This is a genomic window from Lysobacter olei, from assembly GCF_054777355.1.
The window spans coordinates 263777-289737 of sequence record NZ_BAAHAT010000003.1 but is presented as its reverse complement, the minus strand read 5'-3'; the positions used below and the strand labels follow the sequence as shown (position 1 = coordinate 289737).

Here is a 25961-nt window from a genome sequence, read left to right as displayed (position 1 = left end):
TATCGGCGGGGGGGCGCGGGGCTTGAGTGTGTGAAGCGGAATTCAGTTCGCGTTCTGCGCAGTGGAGGCGAGCAGCCGCGATGCCACCTGGTGCAGCGGCACGACTTCAGTCGCGGCACCCAGCGCCACGGCCGAGCCCGGCATGCCCCACACCACGCTGCTGTCGCGGTCCTGCACGAACGTCGCGGCGCCGGCATTGCGCAAGGCCAGCAGCCCGCGCGCGCCGTCGTCGCCCATGCCGGTGAGCAGCGCGGCACTGGCGTTGCTGCCCGCATGCGCGGCGATGGACTCGAACAGCACGTCGACGCTCGGACGATGGCGACGCACCGGCTCGTCGTCGCCAAGCTGGCACCACCAGCGCGCGCCGTTGCGCACCACGCGCAGGTGGCGTCCGCCGGGTGCGACGTAGGCGTGGCCGGTGAGCAGAGGTTGGTCGTGGGCGACTTCGAGCACCGTCATGCGGCTGTGCCGGTCCAGGCGCTGCGCAAACGGGCCGCTGAACGCCGCCGGGATGTGCTGCACGATCACGGTGGCCGGGGCGTCGGCCGGCATGGCCTCGAGCACTTCGCGGATGGCTTCGGTGCCGCCCGTGGACGCGCCGATGGCAAGCAGGCGGTCGGTGGTGCGATAGCCGATGGCGGCGATGGGGGCTGGTGGCGCGCGATTGTCGATGACATGCACGCGGGCGCGCGCGGCATCCTTCACCTTTTCGACCAGCACCTCGGCATAGCCGGCCAACGTGCGGGCGACGTCGATCTTGGGCTTGGTGACGAAATCCACCGCCCCCGCCGCGAGCGCGTCGAGGGTGACGGCCGCGCCCTGTTCGGTGAGCGAGGACACCATGACCACCGGCATCGGTCGCAGGCGCATGAGGTTGCGCAGGAACGTCAGACCGTCCATGCGCGGCATCTCGACGTCCAGCGTGAGCACGTCGGGCGAAAGTTGCTTGATCTTCTCGCGGGCGATGAACGGGTCGGCGGCGGTGCCGACGACCTCGATGCCGGGGTCGGCACCGAGTATCTCGGTCATCAACTTGCGGATGATCGCGGAGTCGTCGACCACCAGAACGCGGATCGGGCGGGCCATCTCAGAACAGCTCCACACCACCGGAGGTGGGGCGGCGCGCCAGGCGACCGACATAGTCGCGCTCGGCCGTCACGATCTCGCCGTCGCGCGTGGACGGCAGGCGGCGCACCAGTGCGCGCCCGTCCTGGGGGAAGAACGCCACCTTGCGTGGAAACACGTCACCGAGGTCCTGCGCCAGCAAGGGGATCCGCTCGGCCTCCAGGTACTCCAGGATGAAGCGCGCGTTGCGGGTTCCGATGGGGTCGGTGTAGAACCCGTTGAGGACATTGCCGCCGCCGAAGACCTTGGCCTGCAGCCGGTTGCGCCGCGCACCGCGCTTGAGCAGGCCGTTGACCAGCAGTTCCATGGCGTGCACGCCGTAGCGCGCGCTGTTGCCGTCACCGGGACCGCCGGCCGGCAGCATGAAGTGGTTCATGCCGCCGATCTGGATGGCGGGGTCGTACAGGCAGGCGGCCACGCACGAGCCGAGCAGGGTGACCAGCGGCTCGGGCAGGTTGCTGACGCGGTACTCGGCCGGGAGCAGCTTGTAGGCCTCGGTCCGGAGTCCCGTGTCGAAGTAGGTGCCGGAATCGCTTTCCAGGCGTTCGGCGGCACTCACGATGCACGCTCCGCACGGGGGGCGGCCGCCGCCCGGTAACTGGTGCGTCCGGCGGGACGGACCAGGTCGGCGGCATGGGTGAAGCTTTCGGAATGCCCGGCGTAGAGCACGCCGTCGGGTTCCAGCAAGGGCACGATGCGGGACAACACCTGCAACTGCGTGGGCTTGTCGAAGTAGATCATGACGTTGCGGCAGAACACGGCTGAGAAGCCGCCTGCGATGCCGTAGTGCGGCGACAGCAGGTTGAGCGGCCGGAACTGGATCAATGCCTGCAGCGCGGGCAGCACGCGGCACAGTCCCGCGTTGGGTCCGGTCCCGCGCTGGAAGTAGCGGTGGCGCAGTGCGGGCGCGACGGCCTCGACCCGCTCGATCGGGTAGACGCCGCGGGCCGCGGTTTCCAGCACGTTGGTGTCGATGTCGGTGGCGAGGATGCGAACCGGCGGCGTCAGCGTGCCGAACGCCTCGCAGGCGGTAATCGCGAGCGAGTAGGGTTCCTCACCGGTGGAGGCGGCGCAGCACCAGATCTCGTGCGAGCGACGGGGCCCGGCCCGCAGTTGCTCGGCCAGCATGTCGAAGTGGTGCGACTCGCGGAAGAACGAGGTGAGGTTGGTCGTCAACGCGTTGACGAAGCCTTGGACGACCTCGTGGTGGCCCTGCTCCACGCGATCCAGGTAACTGTCAAACGAGGCGTCGCCTTCACTGCGGATGCGCCGCGCCAGACGGCTGTACACCATGTCGCGCTTGTGCGGACCCAGGCTGATGCCGGCATGCTCGCGGATCAGGCGGCAGGCGCGCTGGAAGTCGCGCTCGGTAAAGTCGAATTCGCGATCGGTGATGCCGCCGTGGGGCGCGGCCCCGCCAGCGCCGGTCTTGCGCGGCTGGCGGGCTTCAGTGTGCATTGCACGGGGACCTGCGGTCATGGTCACTTCGAGGGATTAGCCTCAGAACTCCTGCCAGTGCTGGTCGCCGGAGGCCGGCTTGCTGGCACGTGACGCGACCGCCTTCGGGGCACGCGGCGCGTGCTTGGCCACCACCGGCTCACGCACCCGCGCATGGGTGTGCGCGTGCGCGCGGCGGCTGGAGGGCACGGCCTCAAGCGGCGCCGGCTCGGCCTGGTCGGCGTTGGTGAGGCGGAACGCGGCGACCGTCTGCACCAGGCTGGCGGCCTGCTGCTCCATGCTAGCAGCGGAGGCGGAGGCCTCTTCGACCAGCGCGGCGTTCTGCTGCGTGCTCTCTTCCATCTGGGTGATGGCCTGGTTGACCTGCTCGATGCCGGCGGTCTGCTCCTGCGAGGCGGCGCTGATGTCGGCGATGATGTCGGTCACGCGCTTCACGCTGGTGACGATCTCGTCCATGGTCTTGCCGGCCTGGTCGACCAGCACCGAGCCTTCCTCGACCTTGCCGACCGAGTCGGTGATGAGCTGCTTGATCTCCTTGGCGGCGCCGGCCGAGCGCTGCGCGAGCGAGCGCACCTCGGCGGCGACGACGGCGAAGCCGCGGCCCTGTTCGCCGGCGCGGGCCGCTTCGACCGCGGCGTTGAGCGCCAGGATGTTGGTCTGGAACGCGATGCCATCGATGACGCCGATGATGTCGACGATGCGGTGCGAGGAGCGGTTGATCTCGGCCATGGTGTCCACGACCTTGCCGACCACTTCGCCGCCCTTGGAGGCCACGTCCGCGGCGCCCACGGCGAGCTGGTTGGCCTGGCGCGCGTTGTCGGCGTTCTGGCGGACGGTGGAGGTGAGCTCTTCCATCGAGGAAGCGGTTTCCTCCAGCGCGGCGGCCTGCTGTTCGGTGCGGGCGGACAGGTCGCTGTTGCCGCTGGCGATCTCGCCGGCGGCGGCGCTGATGGCGTCGCTGCCGACGCGGATGTTGCCGACGATGGCGGCGAGCTTCTCGACGGTGGCGTTGGCGTCGGCCGCCAGCTGGCCGAACTGGCCCGGCAGCTCCGCGTCGGCGCGGCGATCGAGGTCTCCGTCGGCGACGGCAGCGAGCAGGTCGCCCACTTCCTGGATACCGCGGTCGGCGGTGGCCATCAGGGTGTTCAGGCCCTCGATCATGTCGCGGTAGGCGAAATCGAAGCGCTCGGCGTTGCCGCGCTGGTGGAAATCACCGGCCACGGCGGCGTTCACGAGACGCGAGATTTCCTCGTTGACCTGCAACAGACCGGACTTCATGGCGTCGACGGCCTCGGTGACGCGTGCCTTCTTGCCCGGCAGGCGCTCCATGTCGATCGACAGGTCGCCGCGACCGTAGTGCGAGACAACGTCGATGGCCCGGAACTTCACGTCGATGTGGGATGCGACCAGCGTGTTGATCTCGTCGGCCATGACGCCGAACGATCCGGCGTACAGGCCCGTGTCCAGGCGTGCGTCGATGTCGCCGGCCTCGTGGGCACGGAAGAGCGCCTGCTGTGCGTCGGCGAACTCGCGCAGGGTGCGGATCGCGCTGCTCATGCCGTCGGCGATGTCGCGCAATTCGTCGCGCGTGTCCACCGTGATGCTGGCGGGGAACTGGCCGACGGCCAGCATCCTGGAGGCCTCGTCGATCTTGCTCAGCGCGGTGCGGGTGCTGCGCGAGAAGCCGAGGAACAGGTAGGCCGAGAGCAGCAGCACCAGGACGCAGATCAGTGCGGTCAGCGCGGTGCGGCGCTGCTGGCTGGCGATCTGGCTGTCCGCCGCGTCCTGCAGCGCCTTGTTGGCGCCAGCGAGGGCGGTGGTGATGGCGGCGCGAGTGGCGTCGTCGCGCAGCGCCATCGTCTTGACCGGCAGGACCGGAGTCTCCGCATCGAGGACGTGGGTCTGGATGGCCTTGTTCTGCTTGTCGATAGCGGTCAGCGCGCCCTTCAGCGGCTTGCCCATGCTGTCGGCCAGTCGCGGCATTTCCTTCTGCGCGTTGCCCACGTCCTGCTCGATACGGCCGCGCAGGAAGGACTGCATGGTCTGCGACACGGCAAAGCCGGTGCGGTCTTCCACCCAGATGGCGCCTTCACCCAGCACGCGCAAGCCGACGGCGGCCTGCTGGCTGGTGTACTCGGAGAGGGTGGGCAGCCATTCGCTGGCAGCGCGGCCCATGTACAGCATCGGGGCGCTGGTGGCGTGGGACAGGCTGGTGTGCTCGCCGACCAGGCTCATCTGGTTGCGCAGGGCGGCGATCGCTGCGTTGTGCAGGTCCACCGAAGTGCTGGTTTCGTCCTGTGCAAGGGCCTTGGCCCAGGCGGCGCGCACGTCCTTCAGCGGCTTGGCCAGCGGCGCGTCGGGCAGATTGGCTGCCTGCCAGGCCTCGTAGGCGTCCAGCGCCGTCTTGACCTGTTCTGCGCTGGCGGTCACCGCCCCCGCCGAAACGGCATCCTTGGCGGCGCGCCGCACCAGCAGCTGCCGGTGGTGCTGCATCGCGCCCATCGCGCCGTGCAGGTGTTGCAGGGCTTCCACCGCGGTGCGCTGCTTCTTGGCGGCGGACAGCTCCTGCAGGGAGCGCGTCATGAGCATGCCGCCCAGCACCAGGCAGGTCAGCAGGAACGCGGTGCCGATCACCATCGCCTTCTGCGCGAACCGGAAGCGGGACATGAGGCGGACCGAGGGGGCAAGGATGCGGTCCAGGAGCGAGGTAGGACGGTGGGACATGAACGGCCTCGGAAGTGCGTGGGCAGGGCCCGGTGCGGGCTCTCACACGAGGTCATCGGCGGCGCGGGGACGAACTTTAGGGGGCTAAAGCTCGCCCCGGTCCGGCCGATACCTGCGTTGCATCCACCCGATCCAGCCCCAGGAGCCCTCCTATGTCCCGCCCCCTTCCGTTTGCCGCCGCGATCCTCGCCCTGGCATTCGCCCTGCCTGCCCAGGCCCAGCCGAAGCCGATCAAGCGCGTTGAGCCGCAGTACCCGGCCGATGCCGCGCGTGCCGGCACGACCGGCTTTGTCGAGCTTGAGTTCACCGTCGGTGGCGATGGCAAGGTGAGCAAGGTCTCGGTGCTCAACGCCAAGCCGGCGCGCACCTTCGAAACCGCGGCCGTGCGCGCGATGAAGCAGTGGGAGTTCGCCGCGTCTGGCGGCGAGCAGCGCGGCAAGATCCGCCTCGACTTCAGCCTCTGATCCCCGAAGGGTGGCGCCGGCCTGGATGGGCTGGCGATACCTGAAGGGCACCGCCGGCGCGGCCGGCGGTGCCCTTTATTTTGCCTGCTTGCCGGGAAAGGGCTGACGCCGGTGGCGTCAGCCCGCGGTGTCGGCCAACTGGAACGCCGCCACAGTGCGGCGCAGGTGTGCGGACTGGTCGGCCATGCTCGCAGCTGCGGCGGCAGCCTGTTCGACCAGCGCCGCATTCTGTTGCGTGGCCTCTTCCATCTGCATCACGGCCTGGTTGACCTGCTCAATGCCGGCACTCTGCTCGCGCGAGGCGGCGTTGATCCCGGCGACCAGCCCGGCAACCTGCTCGATGCTGGATACCACCTGCTCCATGGTCGCACCGGCCTGTTGGGCCAGTTCGGCGCCTTCGCGCACTTCGGTCACCGAATCGGTGATGAGTTGCTTGATTTCGCGCGCGGCGGCGGCCGAACGCTGGGCGAGGGCACGGACCTCGCCGGCCACGACCGCAAACCCGCGTCCTTCCTCGCCGGCGCGCGCGGCTTCCACGGCGGCGTTGAGCGCGAGGATGTTGGTCTGGAAGGCGATGCCGTCGATCACGCCGATGATGTCGGCGATGCGGTCGGAATGCTGGCGAATGGCCCGCATCGACTGCACCACGTTGCCGACCGCCTGGCCACCGTCGCCGGCGATGGTGGCGGCTTCGTGCGCCAGCCGGTTGGCTTCGCCTGCGCTGTTGGCGTTCTGCCGGACCGTGGAGGTCAGCTCCTGCATGGATGCAGCGGTTTCCTCGAGCGAGGCGGCCTGCTGCTCGGTGCGCCGCGACAGGTCGTCGTTGCCGGCGGCGATTTCCGCGGCGGCGTGGTCGATGGCCGCCGAGGTGTCGCGGATCGTCGCGACCATGCCGTCGAGCTGGTCGAGGGTGGTGTTGGTGCTGTGCTTGAGTTCGCCGAACACGCCCTCCATCTGCGAGGCGATGCGCGGCCGCAGGTCACCCTCGGCCAGGGCGCCGAGCACGGCACGGGTTTCGGCCAGGCTGCTGTTGGTGGCGTCGAGCAGGCGATGGATGCCCTCGGACAGGACGCGCAGGAAGCCCTGCTTGTCGTCCAGTGCGAGGCGGTGGCCAAGATCGCCGCGCGCGGCAGCGTCCACCACCGCCTGGACTTCGCGTTCGAGCGCCAGTTCGACGGTGCGATCGCGCCATTCGGTCACTACGCCAATGCGCTCGTCGCGTTCGTTGCGCACCGGCGTGACCAGCAGGTCCATGGTGCGGCCGCCGGCGCGGATGGTCGCCTTGTGGGTGTCCTGCAGGGTGTCGAGCAGGGCGCGCTGGTGGGCGGGGTCGCGGTGGAACTGGTCGATGCTGCGGCCGATGACCTGCCCGGCGTCGAAGTCGGGCAGGTGCTGGCGCAGGTCGGCTTCGGCGGTGCGCAGCATGGCCAGCATGGAGGGGTTGGCGTAGACGATGTCGTGGTCGCGGTTGGCGACCATCACGTTTACGTCGGCGGCGTCCAGCGCGCGGCGGATGCGGATGGCCTCATTGGCGCGCCGCGTCTGGTCCTCGAGCATGAATCCCTGGCGGATCTGCATCGACTTCAGTGCGTTCAGCACGCGACCGACTTCATCGTTGCGATCGATGTGGATGTCGCGGCCGTAGTCGCCGCCGGCGATGTGGTGGAACTCCTCGACGGCTTCGTCGAGGCGGTCGACCACGTCGTGCGACAGCCACCACATGGAGTACACGGTCACGGCGGTCGCGACCGCGCTCAGCCCCAGCAGCAGCGGCGTGCCTGCACCGCGCGAGGCCAGCAGGGCCATGGCCCCGCCAAACACCGCGACACCCACGCCGGACAGCATCATGCGCTGGCGCAGCGACAGCAGCCACAGCGGGTTCAGTTGCCGCAGGCGGTCAGGTAGGCCGACGTGGCCGTGGCGGATGCGCAGTGCGGTGTTGCCCGAACGCAGCGCTGCGTAGTCGCGCTCCGCGGCGATGATCCGTTCGCGGCTGATCTTGCGGCGTACCGACATGTAGCCGACGTGCTTGCCGTCCTCGAACACGGGCGTGGCCTGCGCCTCGACCCAGTAGTGGTCGCCGTTCTTGCGGCGGTTCTTGACCAGGCCCACCCACGGCCGGCCGGCCTGGAGCGTGGTCCAGAAATCGGCGAAGGCCGCCTCGGGCATGTCCGGGTGGCGGATGAGGTTGTGCGGCTGGCCGATCAGTTCGGCTTCGGTGAATCCGCTGACGCGGATGAAGTCGCGATTGACGCGCGTGATGATGCCGCGCAGGTCAGTGCGTGAGGTCAGGCGGTCACTGTCGGCAAGTTCGAATTCCTTGCCGGTGACCGGGAGGTTCTTGCGCATTTCAACCCTGGGGGTGGGCGGGGGGAGTGGGGGCGTCGGTTTCCAGCGCGGTGTCGGCCAGCAGCTGGTCGACATCGAGCAGCACCAGCATGCGTTCGCCGAGCACGGCAATCGCTGCGAGGTAGCGCGCATCGACGATGGCGGCCATGTCCGGCACGGGCAGGATCTGGCGGCTCCCCAGGGTGATGATGTCGGACACGGCGTCGGCCACCAGGCCGACGGTGGCGACGGGCGTGTCGAGGACGATCATCACCGGCGAGCCGCCGGCGTGCAGGTGGTCCGGCCGGAGGCGCTGGCGCAGATCCAGCACCGGCACCGCGCTGCCGCGCAGGCTGACGGTGCCCAGGATCTGCCCAGCCGCACCCGGCTGGTCGGTGATGCCCTCGCAATCGCGGATCTCGCGCACGGGGCGGATATCGATGGCGTACTCTTCGCCCCCGAGCGTCACGGCGAGGTAATCGCCGGCAGCGGGAAGCGGGAGCGGGGGCGGAATGGCGGTCACGGGCGTCAGGCGGCCTCGCTGCCGGCCAGGCCCATCTCGGCGCTGGCCATCAGGCCTTCGATATCGAGCAGGATCAGCATGCGGTCATCGAGCGCACCGATGCCGGTGACGAAACGTCCGTCGACCGCGCCTTCGAGGTCGGGGTTGGGGCGGATCTGCTCCGCGGCCAGCGCGGCCACGTCGGACACGCTGTCGACCACCACGCCGACGATGCGATCGCCCACGTTCAGCACCACCATCACGGTGAGTGCGTTGTAAGTGGGGCTGCCGAGCTGGAAGCGGATGCGCAGGTCCACCACCGGCACGATGGTGCCGCGGATGTTGACCACGCCCTTGATGTGCGAAGGCGCGCCCGGCAGGCGGGTGACGCCTTCGTAGCCGCGGATCTCCTGCACGCAGAGGATGTCGATGCCGTATTCCTCGTTGCCAAGGGTGAACGTCAGGAACTCGCGCGGCTGGCCCTGGCTGTGGTCGGCATCGGTCAGTTCGGCGGTGGCGGAGGCGTGGGTCATGCGTGGAAGGCCTTGGATGCTATGGATGACTCAGGCGGCGCTGGGCAACGTGGCCGCCTGGGCCAGTCCGACCGGATCGACGATCAGGGCGACGCGGCCATCGCCCAGGATGGTGGCGCCGGCCACGCCCTGGATGCGGTGGTAGTGGGTTTCCAGGTTCTTGACGACGACCTGCTGCTGCCCGACCAGTTCGTCCACTTCCAGCGCGACGCGCTGGCCGTTGGCTTCCACCACGACGGCGATCGGATCGGCGTCGCCAACAATCCATGGCGTGCGCGGCAGGCGGTACTGGTCGGCCAGGTTGAGCAGGGGCAGGTAGTCGTCGCGCAGGCGCATCACGCGCGACTGCCCGCCCATGGTGCGGATGTCTTCGGCGCCTGGCTGCAGCGATTCGACGACCACGTTGAGCGGCAGGATGAACACCTCGCCGCCGGCCGACACCGACATGCCATCGAGAATGGCCAGGGTGAGCGGCAGGCGGATGGCGATGGTCGTGCCGCGACCGCGTTCGCTGCGGATCTCCACGGTGCCACCCAGCGCGGTGATGTTGCTCTTGACCACGTCCATGCCGACGCCGCGGCCCGACAGGTCGGAGACGGCATCGGCGGTGGAGAAGCCCGGATGGAAGATCAGTTCGTGGATCTGGGTGTCGGTCGCGTTTTCCGGCACGTACAGGCCGCGCTCAAGCGCCTTTTTCAGGATCTTGTCGCGGTCCAGGCCGCGGCCGTCGTCGACGATCTCGATGAGGATGTGGCCGCCCTGGTGCGCGGCCGACAGCGACAGCGTGCCGGTCTCGTCCTTGCCCGCGGCACGGCGTTCCTCGGGCATTTCGAGACCGTGGTCGATGGCGTTGCGCACCAGGTGCACCAGCGGGTCGACGATCTTCTCGATCACGCCCTTGTCCAGCTCGGTGGCTTCGCCCGTGGTGCGCAGTTGCACGCGCTTGCCCAGCCGCGAGGCGATGTCGCGGACCATGCGCGGGAAGCGGCTGAAGGCGAATTCCACCGGCAGCATGCGCACGCCCAGCACCGATTCCTGCAGGTGGCGGGTGTTGCGTTCAAGCTGCACGAGGCCTGCGAGCAACGGTTCGTGCTCGTTCGGGTCCAGGGCGGCGGCGCGCTGCTGCAGCATCGCCTGGGTGATGACCAGTTCGCCCACCAGGTTGATGAGCGCATCGATCTTGGCCACCGCGATGCGGATCGAGCTTTCCTGCGGCGCGTCGGTCGCGCGCCGGCCCGTGCGGTCGATGCCGTCAGTGGCCACGGAGGCGTCGGTGGTGGGCGCGGGCGCCGGCGTGGGGGCGACCACCGGTGCGGCGGCGGGCAGCACGGCCTGAATCTCGAGCTCGCACTCGTCCTCGACCCAGGCAAACACTTCGTCGATGGCCGCGCGCTTCACCGTGCCCGGCAGGGTGATGTCCCAGCCCAGGAAGGCCTGGTGCGGGTCGAGCGCGGCAAAGGCCGGCAACGTCGCATCCAGGCATCGGCTGGTCATGGTGCCGAGCTGGTCGAGCTCGCGCAGCATGCGCAGCGGGTCGTTGCCGCTGAGGAACAGCGACGGGAACGGCTTGAACACGATGCGCCACGCTTCGGGCGCGGCATTGGCAGCCGGCGCGGCGGCCGCGGACGGCGCCGGGGCGCCATCGGCCGGGCTGGCCAGCACGCGTTCCAGGGCGCGGCGGGCATGCGCCAGCGCCTCCTCGTCGGTGCCGCCGCCATGCTCGGCGGCTTCCAGCAGTCCGCGCAGCACGTCCACGGACACCAGCAGCGCGCCCGTGGCAATGCTGTCGAGCTGGCGCCGGCCGTTGCGGGCCTCGTCCAGCAGCGTTTCCAGCAGGTGGGTCAGTTCGGCGATGGTGGAGAAGCCGAACGTGGCGGCACCGCCCTTGATCGAGTGGGCGGCGCGGAACACCACGTGCAGGGTGTCGGCCGCCGACTCGCCGGATTCCATCGCCAACAGGCCACGCTCCATCGCGTCGAGGCCTTCACGGCTCTCTTCGAAGAACGCGGCGTGGAACCGGGACATGTCCATGGGCGTCAGCCAAGTACCTTGCGGACGGTCGCGACCAGCTGCTCAGGGTCGAACGGCTTGACCAGCCAGCCGGTGGCACCGGCGGCGCGGCCTTCCTGCTTCTTGTCGGCCGCCGATTCGGTGGTGAGCATCAGCAGCGGCGTGAAGCGGTAGTCGGGCAACTGGCGCAACTGGCGGATCAGTTCGATCCCGTCCATGCGCGGCATGTTGACGTCGGTGACAACCGCGTCGAAGCGGGTGGTGCGGGCGATGTCGAGGGCGGCCTGGCCATCCTCGGCCTCGCGCACCTGGTAGCCGCCCGAACTCAGGGCAAAGGCGACCATCTGCCGCATGGAAGTGGAATCGTCGACGATCAGAAGCTGCGCGCTCACACGGAGTCTCCAGTGGAATCTGAGGGGGCATCGACACCCAGGGATACCGCCAGGCCAAGCAGGCGCAGCGCATCCACCAAGGCGGGCGATGCCTGGGTGACAAGGGTGGTGTAGTGGTTCCGCGCGCGTTCGCAGGCGAATGCATGGAGGAGCTGCACGCCCGCGGCATGCACGCGGCGGACGTCGCTGGCGACCAGTTCGAGCGCCTGCGCGTCTTCAACGTGGGCCGACAGCAGTTGCTGCAGGCCTGAGACGTGTTCGATGCCAAGGTCGGCGGGCAGGGTCAGGGCGGTCATTTGGGCAGCCGTCGGAAACTTTCACTGTCTCTAACGGCGGGTGCGGCGGGTTCTTTAGCCCGCCCACACCGATCACTCGAACAGGCGCGAAGCGTCCAGCAGGACGGTCGGGACGCTGCCCACGCGGGCGACGCCCACGGTGGCGCCGCGCGCGGCATTGGCGTGGCTCGACTCGGTCCGCGCCGGCGTGAGCAGGGTCACGTCCTCGATGAGGGTCGGGCCGGGCTGGCCCGCGGTCGCGGCGCGGCGGCGCTCGCGTTGCAGGGTCACGACGTCTTCGACCATCGACACCAGGATGCCGATCAGTTCGTCATCGCGCTCCACGACCACGATGCGCGTGGTCTCGCTGGCGTGGGCGGCGCGGCCGCCCAGCCAGACTGCGAGGTCGATCACGGGCACGATGCGGCCGCGCAGGTTCATTACCCCCAGCGTCCAGGTGGGTGTGCCGCGCATGGCCACGATGGGCGCTGGACGCAGCACCTCCTGCACGCGGAGAAGTTCCAGCGCGTAGCTGTCGCCCCCCACGCACACGCGCAGCCAGCGGGTGCCGCCGCCTTCCGCCGGATGGCCGTCGGCGCGGCGCTCGCGTTCGTGGTGAAGCGCCGGGGAGGGCGCGGCCACGTGGGGCGAGCTGGCCGGGCGTTCCGTGCGCGCGAGCGGTGCCAACGGCGCGCGGTGCGGTGCGGGGGCGGGGGGCGGCGCGTGGGCCGCGTGCGGTTCGTCACGCGGCGGTGGGATCGTCGCGGGCGACGGCGCTACGGGAGCCGCGGCAGGTGGCGATGCCGGGGCCGCAGGCGCTGGATGGCTGGCGGCCGGTTCCGGTGGGGCCGCGGCGGGCGCGGCGGCCTCGGGGGCGCTGGCGGCAGGCGGCAGGGGAGCGGCCTCCGGTGCCAGCAGCATGTCCACGTATTCGTCTACCCATTGGGCGTTCATGCAGCCTCCCGGCGACGATCCGCCACGTTGAGGATCCAGTTGAGGGCTTTCGCATACGCCTCGGCGCCGCGGCCCTGCAGTTCTTCCGCGCCGGTGACCGCCGCCGGGTCGCGCAGCTTGGTGTCGGTGGGCACCGCGCCCGGCCAGATGCGGCCTTCGTGGCCATCGCGCAGGGCATCCAAGCTCTGCACGCCCGAGCGCGTGCGGCGGTCGTACAGCGTCGGCAGGATGTAGTGCGGCAGCGGTCGCCGGCGCGAACGCTCGATCATGGTGGCCGTTCGCAGCATGTCCGCCAGGCCGTGCAGGGCCAGTGGGTCGGTCTGGGTGGGGATGATGAGGCGGTCCGCGGCCGCCAGGGCATTGACCATCAACAGGCCCAGCGTCGGCGGGCAGTCGAGCAGGGCGTAGTCGTAGTGATCGCGCGCCGCGTGGAGGGCCCGGCCCAATGCCAGCCCCAACCCGGGTTGCGTGGCGCCGCGTCGCTCCAGCGTGGCCAGCGCAGGCTGCGCCGCCACCAGTTGCAGGCGCGGGATCGCGGTGTGGCGCGCCAGGTTGGTGAGCAGGTTGGCGGGGCTGATGAAGACTTCGTGCGTGCCGGACGGGATGGGCTCGGCCGGCACACCGAACGAGCGGGTTGCCGAAGCGTGCGGATCCAGGTCAAGCAGCAGCACGCGCTTGCCGGAGGCGGCCAGCCCTCGGGCGAGGCAGATCGACGTGGTGGTCTTGCCCACGCCGCCCTTCTGGTTTGCGATGGCCCAGATTTCCATCATGTCAACCAACCTCCGGGGGGCTGCTCAGCGGTGCATCGGTTGCGGCGGTACGCGTGGGCGTCGGCGCGGATGTCGAGGTCGGAAGCGGCGCGGCGTCGGGGGTGTCGGGCCCCTGCGGCGAGGCCAGGATGACCAGGGTGACGCGGCGGTTGGCGTTGCGGCCTTCGGGCGTTGCGTTGTCGGCCACGGGCTGGTGTTCGCCGTAGCCCACCACGGCGAGGCGGTGGGGCGACACGCCGCTGGCCACCAGTTCGTGGGTCACGCTGGCGGCGCGCGCGGCCGACAACTCCCAGTTGGACGGGTATTGCAGGTTTCGGATCGGCAGGTTGTCGGTGTAGCCCTCCACGCGCACGGCGTTGGGCTCGGGCGCGAGGACGCCCGCCAGTTCGCGCACGGTGGTCACGGCGACCGCACTGGGTGCCGCCGATCCGCTCTGGAACAGGATGTCGCTCTGGACCTCCACTTCGACAAAGGTCTCGCTCTCGCGCACCTTCACCAGCCGCATCTTCACCAGCTCACGCAGCGCCAGGCGGATGCGCGTGCCCAGGCGTTCCAGTTCCACGCGCTTGCCGGTGGCCTCGTGGTTGGCCGTGTCTTCCTGCATGCGCCGCACCGCGGCAAAGGTCGGCAGGTCGAGCACCTGCAAGCGGCTGGGCGATGCGATGGGGCTGGCCGAAGACGGGCCGGCGCGGCTGCCGGGGGTCTGCAGCGAGGGACGGTCGAACGAGGAACCGCGGATCTGGGTCTGGCCGAGTTGGATCGGCGAGATGGTGCGCGGCGGTCCGCCGAACGCCGAGGACAGCGCGTCGGACAGCACGCGGTACTTGCCCTCGTTGATCGAGGAAATGGCGTACATCACCACGAAAAAGGCCAGCAGCAGCGTCAGCAGGTCGCCGTAGGGGATCGCCCAGGCCTCGTGGTTGGCGTGTTCTTCGTGTTGGTGGCGTTTGTGCCGGGAGCCCATGCGATGCGTCCCCGGGTCACGACACGAAGCCGCTGAGGCGCGACTCGATGTTGCGCGGGTTCTCGCCCTGCGCGATGGCGATGAGGCCTTCCACGATCATCTCCCGCTCCTGCGTGCGGTCGTGGATGATCCCCTTCAGCTTGGATGCCATGGGCAGCAGCGCCATGTTGGCCGAGCCGATGCCGTAGATGGTGGCGGTGAACGCGGCGGCGATGCCGTGGCCCAGCTTGCTGGGGTCGGCCAGGTTCTTCATCACCGCGATCAGGCCCAGCACCGCGCCGATGATGCCCAGCGTGGGCGCGTAGATGCCCATGCCCTCGTAGACCTTGGCCGCGTCGATGTCGCGCTTGGACTGGCCGTAAAGTTCGATCTCGAGCATCTGGCGGATCGATTCCGGCTCCAGTCCGTCGACGACCATCTGCAGACCCTTGCGCAGGAACGGGTCGTCAAGCTTTTCGACTTCGGGCTCCAGGCCCAGCAGGCCCTGGCGACGAGCGACGTTGCTCCACTCCACCAGGCGCGCAATGGTCGCGGAATTGTCCAGCACGGGCGGGCGCACCACCCAGCGTGCAATCGCCATTGCGCGCTTGAAAGTAGGCATCGGGGTCTGCAACAACGAGGCGGCGATCGTGCCGAGAATCACGATCACGAAGGCGGCCGGCGACCACAGCGCCGCCAAGCCCGCTCCCTTGAGGATGCTGCCGCCCAGCAGCGAGCCGAGGGCGAGCACGATACCGATGATGCTGAGTCTGTCCATTACCCGGATTAACGGTCCATCGCACGCGGACTTGAGCGACGCACGCCGCTGTCGTAGAGCCCGTCCACGTCCAGGATAAGCGCCATGCGGCCGTCGCCGACGAGGCTGGCGCCAGCGTATCCGGCGAGTCCGCGCAACGTGCGCGGCAAGGCTTTGATCACGACTTCCTCGCGACCGCGCACGCGGTCGACCAGCAGGCAGAACGTCAGTTCGCCCGATTGCAGCACCACGGCGGTGCGCTCGCGCTGGTCGGGATCGCCGATGCCGAGCCACTTGCGCAGCGACAGCACGGGCACCGGCCGCTCGCGCAGATCGAGCATGGGTTGGGTGTCCAGTTGCGTGGTGGTGCCCGGCGTGTGCGGCAGCACTTCCACCACGCGCACCAGCGGCAGTGCATAAACGTCGTCGCCGATCTCAACCAGCAGGGTGGGCAGGATTGCGAGCGTGAGCGGAACGCGGATGACGAAACGGCTGCCGCGTCCCACCTCGGAATGGATCTGCACCTGGCCGCTGAGTTCGCGCAGCTTGGACTGCACCACGTCCATGCCGACGCCGCGGCCGGAGAGGTCGCTGATTTCGGTGCGCGTGGAAAAGCCTGGCAAGAACAGCAGCTGCAGGCATTCCTCGTTGGACATGCGCGCGGCGGCGCTGGCGTCGACCAGTCCTTTGCGGACGGCACTGTCGCGCACGTTCTCGGGGTTGATGCCAGCGCCATCGTCGGCCACTTCGATGGTGACGTGGTCGCCTTCCTGCTGCGCGATCAGCAGGACGCGGCCCTGTTCGGGTTTGCCGGCGGCACGGCGCACGGCGGGGCTCTCGATGCCGTGGTCGATGGCGTTGCGCACCAGGTGCACCAGCGGGTCGGCCAGCGCTTCGACCAGGTTGCGGTCGAGCTCGGTATCGGCGCCGATGACTTCCAGCTCCACCGTCTTCTTGAGTTGCCGGGCGACGTCGCGGGCCAGCTTGGGGAAGCGGGCGAACACGCGGCCGACCGGCTGCATGCGCACGGTCATCACCGCGGCCTGCAGGCGCGAGGTGGCCGCATCGAGCGCGGTGACGGCGCGGTCCAGCGCCTCGTTGCGCAGTTGCGGGCGCAGGGTCTTGAGTCGGTTTCGGGCGAGGACCAGTTCGCCGACCAGGTCCACCATGGAATCCAGGCGGCGCACGTCCACGCGCACGGTCGCTTCAGCGGGTTCGGCATTGCGCGGGCGCGCAGCGGCCTCGGCCCGGGGTGGCGCCATTTCGCGCGCTGGCGGCGCGGCGGGCGCGGGCGGTGGCATGGGCGCAGGGGGCGGTGCGGGAAGGGGATCGGGTGCGGCCGCGCCCGCACCGGGAATGCCGCCGGCTCCGTGCAGGCTGTCGAGCAGCGCTTCGAAATCCAGGTCGTCCAGCTCGTCGGGAATGGCCGGTGCGGCGGCGACGGGCGCGGCGACCGCCACCGCGGCGGGGGCCGGTGCGTGCGGCGCATCCAGGCCGGCGCGCAGGCTCGACAGCAGCGTCTGTGGCGCTTCCGGCAGGGGCTCGCCGTGGGTGATGTCGTCGATCATCTCGACCAGCAGGTCTAGCGACTGCTGCGCGTGGTCGAAGGCCGCGGCATCCAGCGGTACTTCACCCGTGCGCGCGGCATTGAGGCGGTCTTCGACGGCGTGGCAGATCGCGACCATCGGCACGAAGTCCAGGAAGCCGGCGCCGCCCTTGATGGTGTGGAAGCCGCGGAACACCGCGTTGAGGCATTCACGGTCGGCCGGGGCGTGCTCCAGGTCGACCATCTGCTCGCCGAGCTGGTCCAGGATCTCGCGCGCCTCGACGAGGAAATCGGCGCAGATGTCGGAGGCGAGCCCGCTCATGGATTACAGCCCCAGGGAAGAAAGCAGTTGGTTGGCGTCGTCCTGGCTGGCCGGCGCCGGGTCCAGGCCCGCGACCGCGGGGCCGGTGCCGCGCGACAGGTGCAGGGCGTCGTTTTCGTCGGCGGCGAGGCGGTGATCGCCCAGGCCTTCGTGCACGGCGCGCACGAGCTTGACCACGCGCAGGATGATCTGCCCGGTGAGGTCCTGATAGCCCTGCGCGGCGGTGATTTCCGACAGTCGGCTGCGGATCTCGGCCACGGTGGCGGCGTGCTCGGCCGCGTCCTGCGGCATCGTGCCCAGCAGCGTGCTGCACTCCTGGATGAGGTCCAGGGTGCGCATGCTGGCGCCTTCGGTGAGTTCAACCACGTGCTCCAGGCGCGCGCAGGCCTCGGGCAGCGAACCGCCGCCGCGTGCAGGGGTCGCGGAGGCTTCACCCAATGCCTGGTCCAACTCGCGTGCCAGGCGCGCCAAGCCCTGCACCAGCGGCTGGGTGCGCCACTCGATCAGCGCATCGACGTTGCTGCGCCAGGCATCGTTGTCATCGCGCTCCAGCGCGGACAGCGCATCGTGCAGCCGGTCGATGACGTGCTGGCGTTCGCCGTTGGCGGGGATGTGGCTCATGCCGTCGCCCCGATCCGCTCGAAGATCTTGGAGAGCTTGTCGCCCAACGTCGCGGCAGTGAAGGGCTTGATGACGTAGCCGTTCACGCCGGCCTGCGCGGCTTCGATGATCTGCTCGCGCTTGGCCTCGGCCGTGACCAGCAGCACCGGGATGGTCTTGAGCGTGTCGTCGGCGCGGATGGCCTTGAGCAGGTCGATGCCGGCCATGCCGGGCATGTTCCAGTCGGTGATCACCAGGTCGAACGGCGCACGCCGCAGTTCGGCCAGCGCGCTGGTGCCGTCGTCGGCCTCGGTCGTGTTGAAGAACCCGAGGTCGTTGAGCAGGTTCTTGACGATCCGCCGCATGGTGGAGAAGTCGTCGACGATGAGGATGCGCAGGTTCTTGTCCATGGTGCTGTGGCGCTCGCTAGGTATGGGGGGAATCAGGAAGGTTCGCCGGGCAGTGCGTCCGCGCTGCCCCAGTCGCCGAGGCGGGAGCGAAGGCGCAGTACCGCCTGGCCGTGGATCTGGCACACGCGCGACTCACTGACCGAGAGCACGGCGCCGATCTCCCGCAGGTTCATCTCCTGCTCGTAGTAGAGCGAGAGCACCAGCTGCTCGCGCTCAGGGAGTTGGCCAATGGCGTCGGCCAACGCGGTGCGGAAGGCGCCCTGGACGAATTCGCGTGCCGGCGTGGCGCCCACGGAGGAAGCGATGCGCGCTTCGCCGTCGTGCTCTTCGGCATGCGCCTCGAGGCTGACCAGTTGCCCGCGCGCGGCGTCCTCCAGCATGTGGTGGTAGTCGGCCAGCGGCACCTGCAACTCCTGCGCGATTTCCTGCGCGCTGGCGGCACGGCCCAGGCGCTGCTCGACGTCGCGGGTGGCGGCGACGATGCTGCGGTAGCTGCGGTGCACCGAGCGCGGCACCCAGTCGCCGCGACGGATCTCATCGATCATCGCGCCGCGGATGCGGATCGAGGCATAGGTCTCGAAGGTCGCGCCCTGGTCGGACTGGAAATTGCGCGCGGCTTCGATCAGCCCGAGCATGCCGGCCTGGACGAGGTCATCCAGTTCGACGCTGGCGGGCAGTCGTGCGGCGAGGTGGTGGGCGATGCGCCGGACCAGTTCGGAGTGGCGCTCGACCAGCGCGGCGGGGTTGGGTGCCTGGTGGGCACGGTATTGGGCGACGGCGGCGTTCATGCGGTGGCCCTCCGCGGTGCGGCGACGAGGCGTTCGACGAAGAATTCCAGGTGGCCCCGTGGGCCCGTCGGGGCATCCCAGCGGTTCACCCGCGCGGCGAGGTCACGGAACGCGAGCGAGGACGGGGCCGACGGATAGGCGCGGACCACCGGCTCCTGCCGCTGCACCGACTGGCGCAGCCACGGATCGCGCGGCACGCAACCCAGGTAGACCATGGTCACGTCGAGGAAGCGCGCGGTCACCCGCTCCAGCTTGTCGAACAGCTGGCGTCCTTCGATGTCGTTGTGCACCTGGTTGGCCAGCACCTGCACGCGCTCCACACCGCGCTCGCGGTTGAGCACCTTGACCAGCGCGTAGGCATCGGTGACCGAGGCGGGATCGTCGCAGACCACCACCACCACGTCCTGCGCGGCCTGGCAGAAGGTCAGCACGCTGTCGGCGATGCCGGCGGCGTTGTCCACCACCATCACGTCGACGTGGTCCTGCAGCTGCGAGATGGCGTTCACCAGCCCGACGTGCTGCTGCTGGGTGAGTTCGGTCATGTGGCGCTTGCCGGACGAGGCCGGGATCACCAGCAGCCCGTCGGGGCCTTCGAGCAGGGTGTCGGCCAGCTCGCAGCGGCCGGCGATCAGGTCGGCCAGGGTGTAGCGGGGCGACAGGCCGAGCATCACGTCGACGTTGGCCAGGCCCAGGTCGGTGTCCATGAGCAGCACCCGCTGCCCGCGTTGGGCGAGGGCCACCGACAGGTTGATCGAGACGCTGGTCTTGCCGACGCCGCCCTTGCCGCTGGCCACCGCGATCACGCGCACTGGGGCGGGCACGCCCTGGGCGACCGGGGCGATCGGGGAGGTGGGGAAATCACGCGATGGCATGGCGGTCCTCGTTCACCAGGGGGTTATCGGCCGCACGACGCAGTTTCTCCAGTCGCAGGACCAGGTTGGATGCGTCGCCGGACTCCAGGTCGGTCGGCACCTGCTGGCCGTGGCAGGTGTAGGCCACGCGCAGTTCGTTCTCCAGCAGCACCGAGAGGGCGGCGCCGAGGCGCCCGGTCTCGTCGATCTTGGTCAGCACCGCGCCTTCCGGACGCAGGCCGCGGTAGCGGCGGGCGATGTCGGCCAGGTCCAGCGGATTGCCGTTGGCCGGCAGCACCAGCAGGCTGCGCAGGCCCTGCGTGGTCCGCAGCCATGCCAGCTGGCTGCCCAGCGCGCGGTCACGGCCCGCGTAGCCGGCGGTGTCCACCAGCACCAGCGGGTAGTCGGCCACCTGCTGCAGGGTGTCGGCCAGCGCTTCGGGGCCGGCGGCCTCGCAGACGGTGATGCCCAGGCGGCGGCCGAAGCCTTGCAGCTGCTCGCGCGCGCCGGTGCGGTGGTGGTCGGTGGTGACCAGGGCGACATCGCGGGTGCTGTGGCGGGCCGCGAAGCGGGCGGCCAGCTTGGCGGCGGTCGTGGTCTTGCCCGCGCCGGTGGGGCCGACCAGGGCGATGACGCCGCCGCGCTCGATCGGCTCGTCGCGCAGCACCGGGATCATCTGCGCCAGGGCGGCGAGCATGACCGGGGGCACGCGGGCGGGGTCCAGGTTGGGGTCGATGCGTTCGGCCACGGCCTGGGCCAGCGCCTGGGTGCAGCCGTAGTCGAGCAGCAGGTCCATGGCGAGCGCGCGCGAGGCCGAGCCGCGCAGGCGTTCGCCGGCCAGCTGGCCCAGCTCGCGCTCGATCATGCGCCGCATCAGGCCCAGCTCTTCGCGCATGGCGACGACGGTCGGGTCGGTCGCCGGAGCGGTGGGCACGGCGGCCAGGGCCGGTGCGGTGGCGTCGCCCGCGGTCGGGTCGAGGGTCTCGGCCGGGGCGGCCTCAATGGGTTCGATGGCCCACTGTGCCGGAGGCGCGGTCACCGTCGCCGTCGCGTCAGCGGCGACCGGGGCCTCAGCCGCGGCGGTGGCGGTCGCGGTGCTTGCCACGAAGGCGGCCGGGGTAAAGGCGGCGGGGGCACGGGCGGGAGTCGCGGCCGCGGCGGCCATCGACGGCGCTTCGATTCGGGCGGCCTCGCTGGCCGGGGTCACGCGGTCTTCGATCGCCGGTGGGGCCACGGCCTCAATCGGCGCTGCCTCGGCGGCCGGCGTGGGCGCGACGACATATTGACGGGTCAGGGCGGCCATCATCATTTCGAATCGGCTGGGCGCCGGGCGCGCGTCGGTTGCGTCTTCCGCCACCGGTTCCACTGCCGGCACGTGGGCGGGAGCCGCCACTTCGGCGATGGGGGAGGGGATCACGGCGGCCTCGGCGCGGGCCTGGGCCAGGTCGATCCGCGATTCCGCGGTGGGGCGCTCGTCGATGTGGAACACCGCGCGGCGTTCTGGCGCCGCCGTGGCGGCCAGCGCGGGCTCGCGGGCGACGGCTTCGGCGCGGGCGGACCAGGACACGCTTTCGCCGCGCTGCGCCAGCAGCACCGGCTCGAACGCGGCGGCCTGCGGGCTGGCTTCCGCCGCTGACGCGGCCGGGGCGGCCTCGGCACGCGACTCCGCGCCCGCCGTGCGCAGCGCCTGCTGCACCAGCGCTTCGTCGTAATCCGTGGCGGCGACGATCTCGATGCCATCGGCCGTGGTGCGATTGGACAGGATCACCGCCTCGGCACCCTGTTCGTCGCGGACCATCCGCAGCGCACTGCGGATGTCAGGGGCGATGAAACGCTTGATTCTCACATCGTTCTCCAGTGGGTGCCGGTGGCCGGCCCCCGGTTCGCATCAGCTGCCGGGCGGGACACGGAGGGGGTGTCAGCCCACCGCACCGACCAGCCGCAACCGCTTGTCTTCCGGCACTTCGTTGTAGGCCAGCACCGAGAGCGCGGGGACGCTGTGCCGCACGAGCCTTGCCAGGGTTGGCCGCAGGCTGGCCGGGACCAGCAGCACCGCGGGCTCGCCGCGGCTTTCCTGCTGGCCGACACAGTCACTGAGGTTCTGGTGGAGGCGTTCGGCAAGTCCCGGTTCCAGTGCGGCCCCTTGGCCGTTGACCGAGTCTTGCAAGAGCCGTTCCAAAGCCGGCGCCAAGGTATAGACGGGCAGCTCCGGCGCCATGCCGTTGAGCTCCTGCACGATGAAGCGGCCCAGCGCCGTGCGCACCGCCGCGGTCAACAGGGACGGGTCCTGGTTCATCGCGCCGTGTTCCAGCAGGGCTTCCACGATCTGGCGCATCTGCCGCAGGGGCACGCGTTCGGCGAGCAGCGACTGCAGCACCCGGACCACCACCGACAACGGCAGCAGCTTGGGCGTCAAATCCTCGACGAGCTTCGGCGTCGACCGGCCGACGCTGGCCAGCAACTGCTGCACTTCTTCGTGGCCCAGCAGTTCCGAGGCGCGCTCGCGCACCACGTGCGACAGGTGGGTGGCGATCACCGAGGAGGCGTCGACCACGGTGTAACCGAGTGATTCGGCGTGGGCGTGCTGGCTGGGCATGATCCAGACCGCGTCCAGGCCGAACGCCGGGTCCTTGCCCGGCAGGCCGTCCAGCGGGCCGAACACCTGCCCCGGATCCAGCGCCATCTCCCGGTCCGGGTGGACGTCGCCCTGCGCGACCGGCACGCCGTGTACCAGCAGGCGGTACTGGCCCGGCGCCAGCGCCAGGTTGTCGCGCACGTGCACCGCCGGGATCAGGAAGCCCAGGTCCTGGGTCAGCTTGCGGCGCACGCCCTTGAGCCGCGCCAGCAATTCGCCGCCCTGCTGCTTGTCCACCATGGCGATGAGCCGGTAGCCCACTTCCAGCGCCAGCGGTTCGACGGGACGGATCTCGTCCCACGACAGCTCGGCCACCGCCTGCGACGGTGCCGCGGCCCCGCCTGCGCCGGCGTCCGCCTCTGCCTCGGGGAGGTCGCTCCCCCGCATGCGCCAGGCGGCGTAGCCCATGCCCACGGCCAGCAGCAGGAACGGCACGTTGGGCATGCCCGGGATCAGCCCGATCAGGCCCATCAGCGCGGCGCCCACGACCAGCGCGCGCTGCTGCCCGAACACCTGGCTGGACACCGCCGCGCCCATCTCCTGCTCGCGGGTGGCGCGGGTGACCAGCATGGCCACCGCCGTGGACACCAGCAGCGCCGGCAGCTGGGCGACCAGGCCATCACCGATGGCCAGCAGCGAATAGGTCTGGGCCGCGTCCGCAAAGCTCAGGTCGTGCTGCAGCATGCCGATCAGCATGCCGCCGATCAGGTTGATGGCCATGATCAGCAGGCCGGCGATCGCATCGCCGCGCACGAACTTGCTGGAGCCGTCCATCGCGCCGTAGAAGTCCGCCTCTTCGCGCACTTCCTCGCGGCGGCTCCGTGCTTCCTCGCGCGTCAGCAGGCCGGCGTTGAGGTCGGCGTCGATGGCCATCTGCTTGCCGGGCAGCGCATCCAGGATGAAGCGCGCCGACACCTCGGCGATGCGCCCGGCGCCCTTGGTGACCACCACGAAGTTGATGATGGTGAGGATGGCGAACACCACCAGGCCGACGGCATAGCTGCCGCCGATCACGAACTGGCCGAAGGACTCAATGACGTGGCCGGCCGCGCCCGGGCCTTCGTGGCCGTGAAGCAGCACCACGCGGGTGGAGGCCACGTTCAGCCCCAGCCGCAGCAGGGTGACCATCAGCAGCACGCTGGGGAACACCGAGAACTCCAGCGGGCGCTTGACGTAGACCACCGCCAGCAGCACCACCAGCGACAGCGCGATGTTGATGGTGAACAGTGCGTCCAGCATCAGCGGCGGCAGCGGCACCACCACCATGGCCAGCATGGCCAGCACCACCACCGGCGCCGCCGCGCCACTGCGCACCGCCGACGTCAAAGCGCCGACGGTGGGAAGCCCCTTTCCGCTCACCGCGACGGGTTCCCGTCAGCCGGCGGGGCGGGGGTGGGCTCCACGGCCACCGGGCCCAGCGTGGGCATGGGCCCATGCGCGGGGTGCCAGCGGCGCAACTGGTACACGTAGGTCAGCACCTGGGCGACGGCAGCGTAGAGGTTCACCGGGATCTCCTGGTCCACTTTCGCCTGTCCATACAAGGCGCGTGCCAGAGGCGGTGCCTCGACCAGGGTGATGCGGTGTTTGCCCGCCACTTCGCGGATGCGCAGGGCCAGTTCGTCCACGCCCATGGCCACCACCCGCGGGGCGCGCATCTTGTCGGCGTCGTACTTCAGCGCCACCGCGTAGTGGGTCGGGTTGACCACCACCACGTCGGCGGAGGGCACCGCTTCCATCATCCGGCGCTGGGCCATGGCGCGCGCAACCTGGCGCATGCGGCCCTTGACCTCGGGGTTGCCCTCGGTCTGCTTGAACTCGTCGCGCAGCTCCTGCTTGGTCATGCGCAACTTCTTGATGTGCTGGAAGCGCTGCCACGGCACGTCCGCCAGTGCCAGCACGCCCATTGCGCCGACCGTCCACAGCAGGATGGTGAACGCGGCATCCACGCCCACGCCGGCCGCCGCGGCCAGGTCCATGCTCGGAATCCGCAGCAGGCGCGGCATCACCGCCAGCATGGCCAGCGTGCCGGCCCCGCCCACCAGGGCCACGCGCAGCAGGGAGCGCACCAGCTCGGCCAGGCCTTCGCCGCCGTACATGCGCTTGAGCCCGGCCATCGGGTTGAGCCGACTGAACTGCGGCTGCAGGGACTGCCCGCTGAAACGCAGGGTGCCCATCACCGCCGGCGCAATGAAGCACGCCAGCAGCGCCACCAGCAGCACCGGCAGCACCGCCACCACCAGTTGCAGCGTCAGGTGGCCGAAGTGGCCCAGCAGGCGGTCGGGTTGGTCCAGCAGCGTGGGGTCGAACGTAAAGGCGCCGCGCATCCAGTCGTGCGCGCGGCGGGCCGCCATCGGCCCGGTGAACACCAGCGCCAACGTTCCGGCGCCCAGCACGGCAACGTTGGATAGCTCGCGCGAGCGCGGGACCTGGCCTTTCTCGCGGGCCTCGCGCAGCCGTTTTTCTGTTGGCTGTTCGGTGCGGTCTTCCTGGCTCTGCTCGTCGGACATGCGGTCAGTCCGTCACGCCGCGCGCGGCTTCGAAGGCCGCGTCGAACAGGTGTTGCACCGGGGCCTGCAGTTCGCGGAACAGCACGCCCAGCAACAGCAGGCCCACCAGCAACGACACCGGAATGCCGAGCTGGATGGGGTTGAGGGCCGACGCCGCGCGCGACAGCACGCCAAACGCCAGGTTGACCGCGAGCAGCGCCATCGTCACCGGCAGCGCCAGCAGCACGCCGGTACGCAAGGCCGTCCCGAAGAAAGTCGGCACCGAGGCGGCCAGCGCGGCCGGATCGGGCAGCGCGGTGCCGATCGGCAGGTGGCGGTAGCTTTCCAGCAACAGTTGCACCAGCGCCAGGTGCGCGTCGAAGGCGAAAAACAGCAGGCCGAAGGCGAGGTAAAACCATTGCGACAGCACCGGCGACGAGGCGCCGCTGAGCGGGTCGGCCAGCGTGGCGAACGACAGCGCCATCCCCTGTGACACCAGTTCGCCGGCAATCTGCCCGGCTTCGAAGGCGATGCGCAGCATCAAGCCCATCGCCACGCCCACCGCGAATTCGCGCATCACCGACAGCACGGTGGCGGCGTCCACCGCAGCGGTGGGTGGCGTCGGCAACACCGGCGACAGCGCGCCGGACAGGGCGAGGATCACGATCAGGCGCGCGCGCGCCGGCAGGCTCCGCCCGCCCAGCATCGGCATCACCTGCATTGCCGCGCCGATGCGCAGCGCGTGCCACAGCACGGTGCCGAGCATGCCGAACAGGTTGAGCCCGTCGACGGTGGTCGCGGTCACCGGATCCATGCGGTCAGCCGATCAGGTGCGGAATGCGCTGGTACAGCTCGGTGGTGAAGGCCACCAGCCGGCCGAGCAGGAAGTGGCCGACCAGTGCCAGCGTGGCGACCATGGCCACCGCCTTGGCGACGAACGCGATGGTCGGCTCGTTGATCTGGGTGGCGGCCTGCAGCACGCCCACCACCACGCCGACCACCAGCACGGCCAGCAGCAGCGGGGCACCCAGCAGCAGCGCCATCTGCAGGCCGCGCGCGATTTCGGTGAGTGCGGTCTCGGGCGTCAT

The 25961-nt window shown here is 70.0% G+C and carries 25 protein-coding genes; 1 reads left to right on the top strand and 24 read right to left on the bottom strand.

From position 1 onward, the window contains the following. Nucleotides 1-42: 42 nt before the first annotated feature. The 4 genes from ACYVBS_RS06280 to ACYVBS_RS06265 are packed head-to-tail and all read right to left on the bottom strand — an operon-like array spanning nucleotide 43 to nucleotide 5307. Nucleotides 43-1086, bottom strand: a complete 1044-nt coding sequence (locus tag ACYVBS_RS06280) for a protein-glutamate methylesterase/protein-glutamine glutaminase (protein WP_460822522.1) — start codon at nucleotides 1084-1086, stop codon at nucleotides 43-45. A 1-nt stretch (nucleotide 1087) separates the two neighbouring features. Beyond that, entirely contained in the window at nucleotides 1088-1684 is a 597-nt protein-coding gene (gene cheD / locus ACYVBS_RS06275) for a chemoreceptor glutamine deamidase CheD (RefSeq protein ID WP_460822521.1), read from the bottom strand. After that, nucleotides 1681-2583, bottom strand: coding sequence for a CheR family methyltransferase (locus tag ACYVBS_RS06270; protein WP_460822627.1), 903 nt, complete (start codon nucleotides 2581-2583; stop codon nucleotides 1681-1683). Before ACYVBS_RS06270 ends, cheD begins: the two co-directional genes overlap by 4 nt. A gap of 42 nt (nucleotides 2584-2625) precedes the next feature. Next, nucleotides 2626-5307, bottom strand: a complete 2682-nt coding sequence (locus ACYVBS_RS06265) for a methyl-accepting chemotaxis protein (RefSeq protein WP_460822520.1) — start codon at nucleotides 5305-5307, stop codon at nucleotides 2626-2628. A gap of 152 nt (nucleotides 5308-5459) precedes the next feature. Between ACYVBS_RS06265 and ACYVBS_RS06260 the strand changes: the two genes are divergently transcribed. Then, nucleotides 5460-5771: an energy transducer TonB gene (locus ACYVBS_RS06260; RefSeq protein WP_460822518.1), complete on the top strand. Its 312-nt coding sequence runs from the start codon at nucleotides 5460-5462 to the stop codon at nucleotides 5769-5771. A gap of 117 nt (nucleotides 5772-5888) precedes the next feature. On the opposite strand, the gene ACYVBS_RS06255 is transcribed toward ACYVBS_RS06260, so the two are convergent. The 20 genes from ACYVBS_RS06255 to ACYVBS_RS06160 all read right to left on the bottom strand — a co-directional run bounded on the left by ACYVBS_RS06255 (nucleotide 5889) and on the right by ACYVBS_RS06160 (nucleotide 25961). Beyond that, complete coding sequence (locus tag ACYVBS_RS06255) at nucleotides 5889-8120, bottom strand: methyl-accepting chemotaxis protein (RefSeq protein WP_460822516.1); 2232 nt, start codon at nucleotides 8118-8120, stop codon at nucleotides 5889-5891. Nucleotide 8121: 1 nt separating this feature from the next. After that, nucleotides 8122-8622, bottom strand: a complete 501-nt coding sequence (locus ACYVBS_RS06250) for a chemotaxis protein CheW (RefSeq protein WP_460822515.1) — start codon at nucleotides 8620-8622, stop codon at nucleotides 8122-8124. Nucleotides 8623-8627: 5 nt separating this feature from the next. Continuing rightward, nucleotides 8628-9134, bottom strand: coding sequence for a chemotaxis protein CheW (locus ACYVBS_RS06245; RefSeq protein ID WP_460822514.1), 507 nt, complete (start codon nucleotides 9132-9134; stop codon nucleotides 8628-8630). 30 nt (nucleotides 9135-9164) lie between these two features. Beyond that, nucleotides 9165-11165 (bottom strand): chemotaxis protein CheA, encoded by a 2001-nt coding sequence (locus ACYVBS_RS06240; protein WP_460822513.1) that lies wholly within the window; start codon nucleotides 11163-11165, stop codon nucleotides 9165-9167. A gap of 5 nt (nucleotides 11166-11170) precedes the next feature. Then, a complete protein-coding gene (locus ACYVBS_RS06235; RefSeq protein WP_460822512.1) occupies nucleotides 11171-11536 on the bottom strand; it encodes a response regulator in 366 nt (121 codons plus the stop codon). Next, complete coding sequence (locus tag ACYVBS_RS06230) at nucleotides 11533-11832, bottom strand: STAS domain-containing protein (RefSeq protein ID WP_460822510.1); 300 nt, start codon at nucleotides 11830-11832, stop codon at nucleotides 11533-11535. The genes ACYVBS_RS06235 and ACYVBS_RS06230 overlap by 4 nt, the downstream gene beginning before the upstream one ends. 72 nt (nucleotides 11833-11904) lie before the next feature. Next, entirely contained in the window at nucleotides 11905-12765 is an 861-nt protein-coding gene (locus ACYVBS_RS06225; protein WP_460822509.1) for a chemotaxis protein CheW, read from the bottom strand. Continuing rightward, entirely contained in the window at nucleotides 12762-13532 is a 771-nt protein-coding gene (locus ACYVBS_RS06220) for a ParA family protein (RefSeq protein WP_460822626.1), read from the bottom strand. Before ACYVBS_RS06220 ends, ACYVBS_RS06225 begins: the two co-directional genes overlap by 4 nt. A 4-nt stretch (nucleotides 13533-13536) precedes the next feature. Then, the gene (gene motD, locus ACYVBS_RS06215; RefSeq protein ID WP_460822507.1) at nucleotides 13537-14499 is read right to left on the bottom strand and encodes a flagellar motor protein MotD; all 963 of its coding nucleotides are present in this window, start codon (nucleotides 14497-14499) and stop codon (nucleotides 13537-13539) included. Nucleotides 14500-14515: 16 nt separating this feature from the next. After that, complete coding sequence (locus tag ACYVBS_RS06210; RefSeq protein WP_460822506.1) at nucleotides 14516-15256, bottom strand: flagellar motor protein; 741 nt, start codon at nucleotides 15254-15256, stop codon at nucleotides 14516-14518. An 8-nt stretch (nucleotides 15257-15264) separates the two neighbouring features. After that, nucleotides 15265-17103, bottom strand: coding sequence for a chemotaxis protein CheA (locus ACYVBS_RS06205; RefSeq protein ID WP_460822505.1), 1839 nt, complete (start codon nucleotides 17101-17103; stop codon nucleotides 15265-15267). 3 nt (nucleotides 17104-17106) lie between these two features. Further along, on the bottom strand, nucleotides 17107-17724 hold the full coding sequence (locus ACYVBS_RS06200; protein WP_460822504.1) for a protein phosphatase CheZ: 618 nt from the start codon (nucleotides 17722-17724) through the stop codon (nucleotides 17107-17109). After that, nucleotides 17721-18113 (bottom strand): chemotaxis response regulator CheY, encoded by a 393-nt coding sequence (cheY, locus tag ACYVBS_RS06195; RefSeq protein ID WP_460822502.1) that lies wholly within the window; start codon nucleotides 18111-18113, stop codon nucleotides 17721-17723. Before cheY ends, ACYVBS_RS06200 begins: the two co-directional genes overlap by 4 nt. A gap of 32 nt (nucleotides 18114-18145) precedes the next feature. After that, on the bottom strand, nucleotides 18146-18901 hold the full coding sequence (locus ACYVBS_RS06190; protein ID WP_460822501.1) for an RNA polymerase sigma factor FliA: 756 nt from the start codon (nucleotides 18899-18901) through the stop codon (nucleotides 18146-18148). Further along, nucleotides 18898-19773, bottom strand: a complete 876-nt coding sequence (locus ACYVBS_RS06185) for a MinD/ParA family protein (RefSeq protein ID WP_460822500.1) — start codon at nucleotides 19771-19773, stop codon at nucleotides 18898-18900. The genes ACYVBS_RS06190 and ACYVBS_RS06185 overlap by 4 nt, the downstream gene beginning before the upstream one ends. Continuing rightward, on the bottom strand, nucleotides 19760-21598 hold the full coding sequence (locus ACYVBS_RS06180; protein ID WP_460822498.1) for an AAA family ATPase: 1839 nt from the start codon (nucleotides 21596-21598) through the stop codon (nucleotides 19760-19762). Before ACYVBS_RS06180 ends, ACYVBS_RS06185 begins: the two co-directional genes overlap by 14 nt. A 72-nt stretch (nucleotides 21599-21670) precedes the next feature. Next, nucleotides 21671-23746: a flagellar biosynthesis protein FlhA gene (gene flhA / locus ACYVBS_RS06175; protein ID WP_460822496.1), complete on the bottom strand. Its 2076-nt coding sequence runs from the start codon at nucleotides 23744-23746 to the stop codon at nucleotides 21671-21673. Then, nucleotides 23743-24894, bottom strand: coding sequence for a flagellar biosynthesis protein FlhB (gene flhB, locus ACYVBS_RS06170; RefSeq protein WP_460822495.1), 1152 nt, complete (start codon nucleotides 24892-24894; stop codon nucleotides 23743-23745). The genes flhA and flhB overlap by 4 nt, the downstream gene beginning before the upstream one ends. Nucleotides 24895-24898: 4 nt before the next feature. After that, nucleotides 24899-25687: a flagellar biosynthetic protein FliR gene (fliR, locus tag ACYVBS_RS06165; RefSeq protein ID WP_460822493.1), complete on the bottom strand. Its 789-nt coding sequence runs from the start codon at nucleotides 25685-25687 to the stop codon at nucleotides 24899-24901. 4 nt (nucleotides 25688-25691) lie between these two features. Next, complete coding sequence (locus ACYVBS_RS06160) at nucleotides 25692-25961, bottom strand: flagellar biosynthetic protein FliQ (protein WP_144816379.1); 270 nt, start codon at nucleotides 25959-25961, stop codon at nucleotides 25692-25694.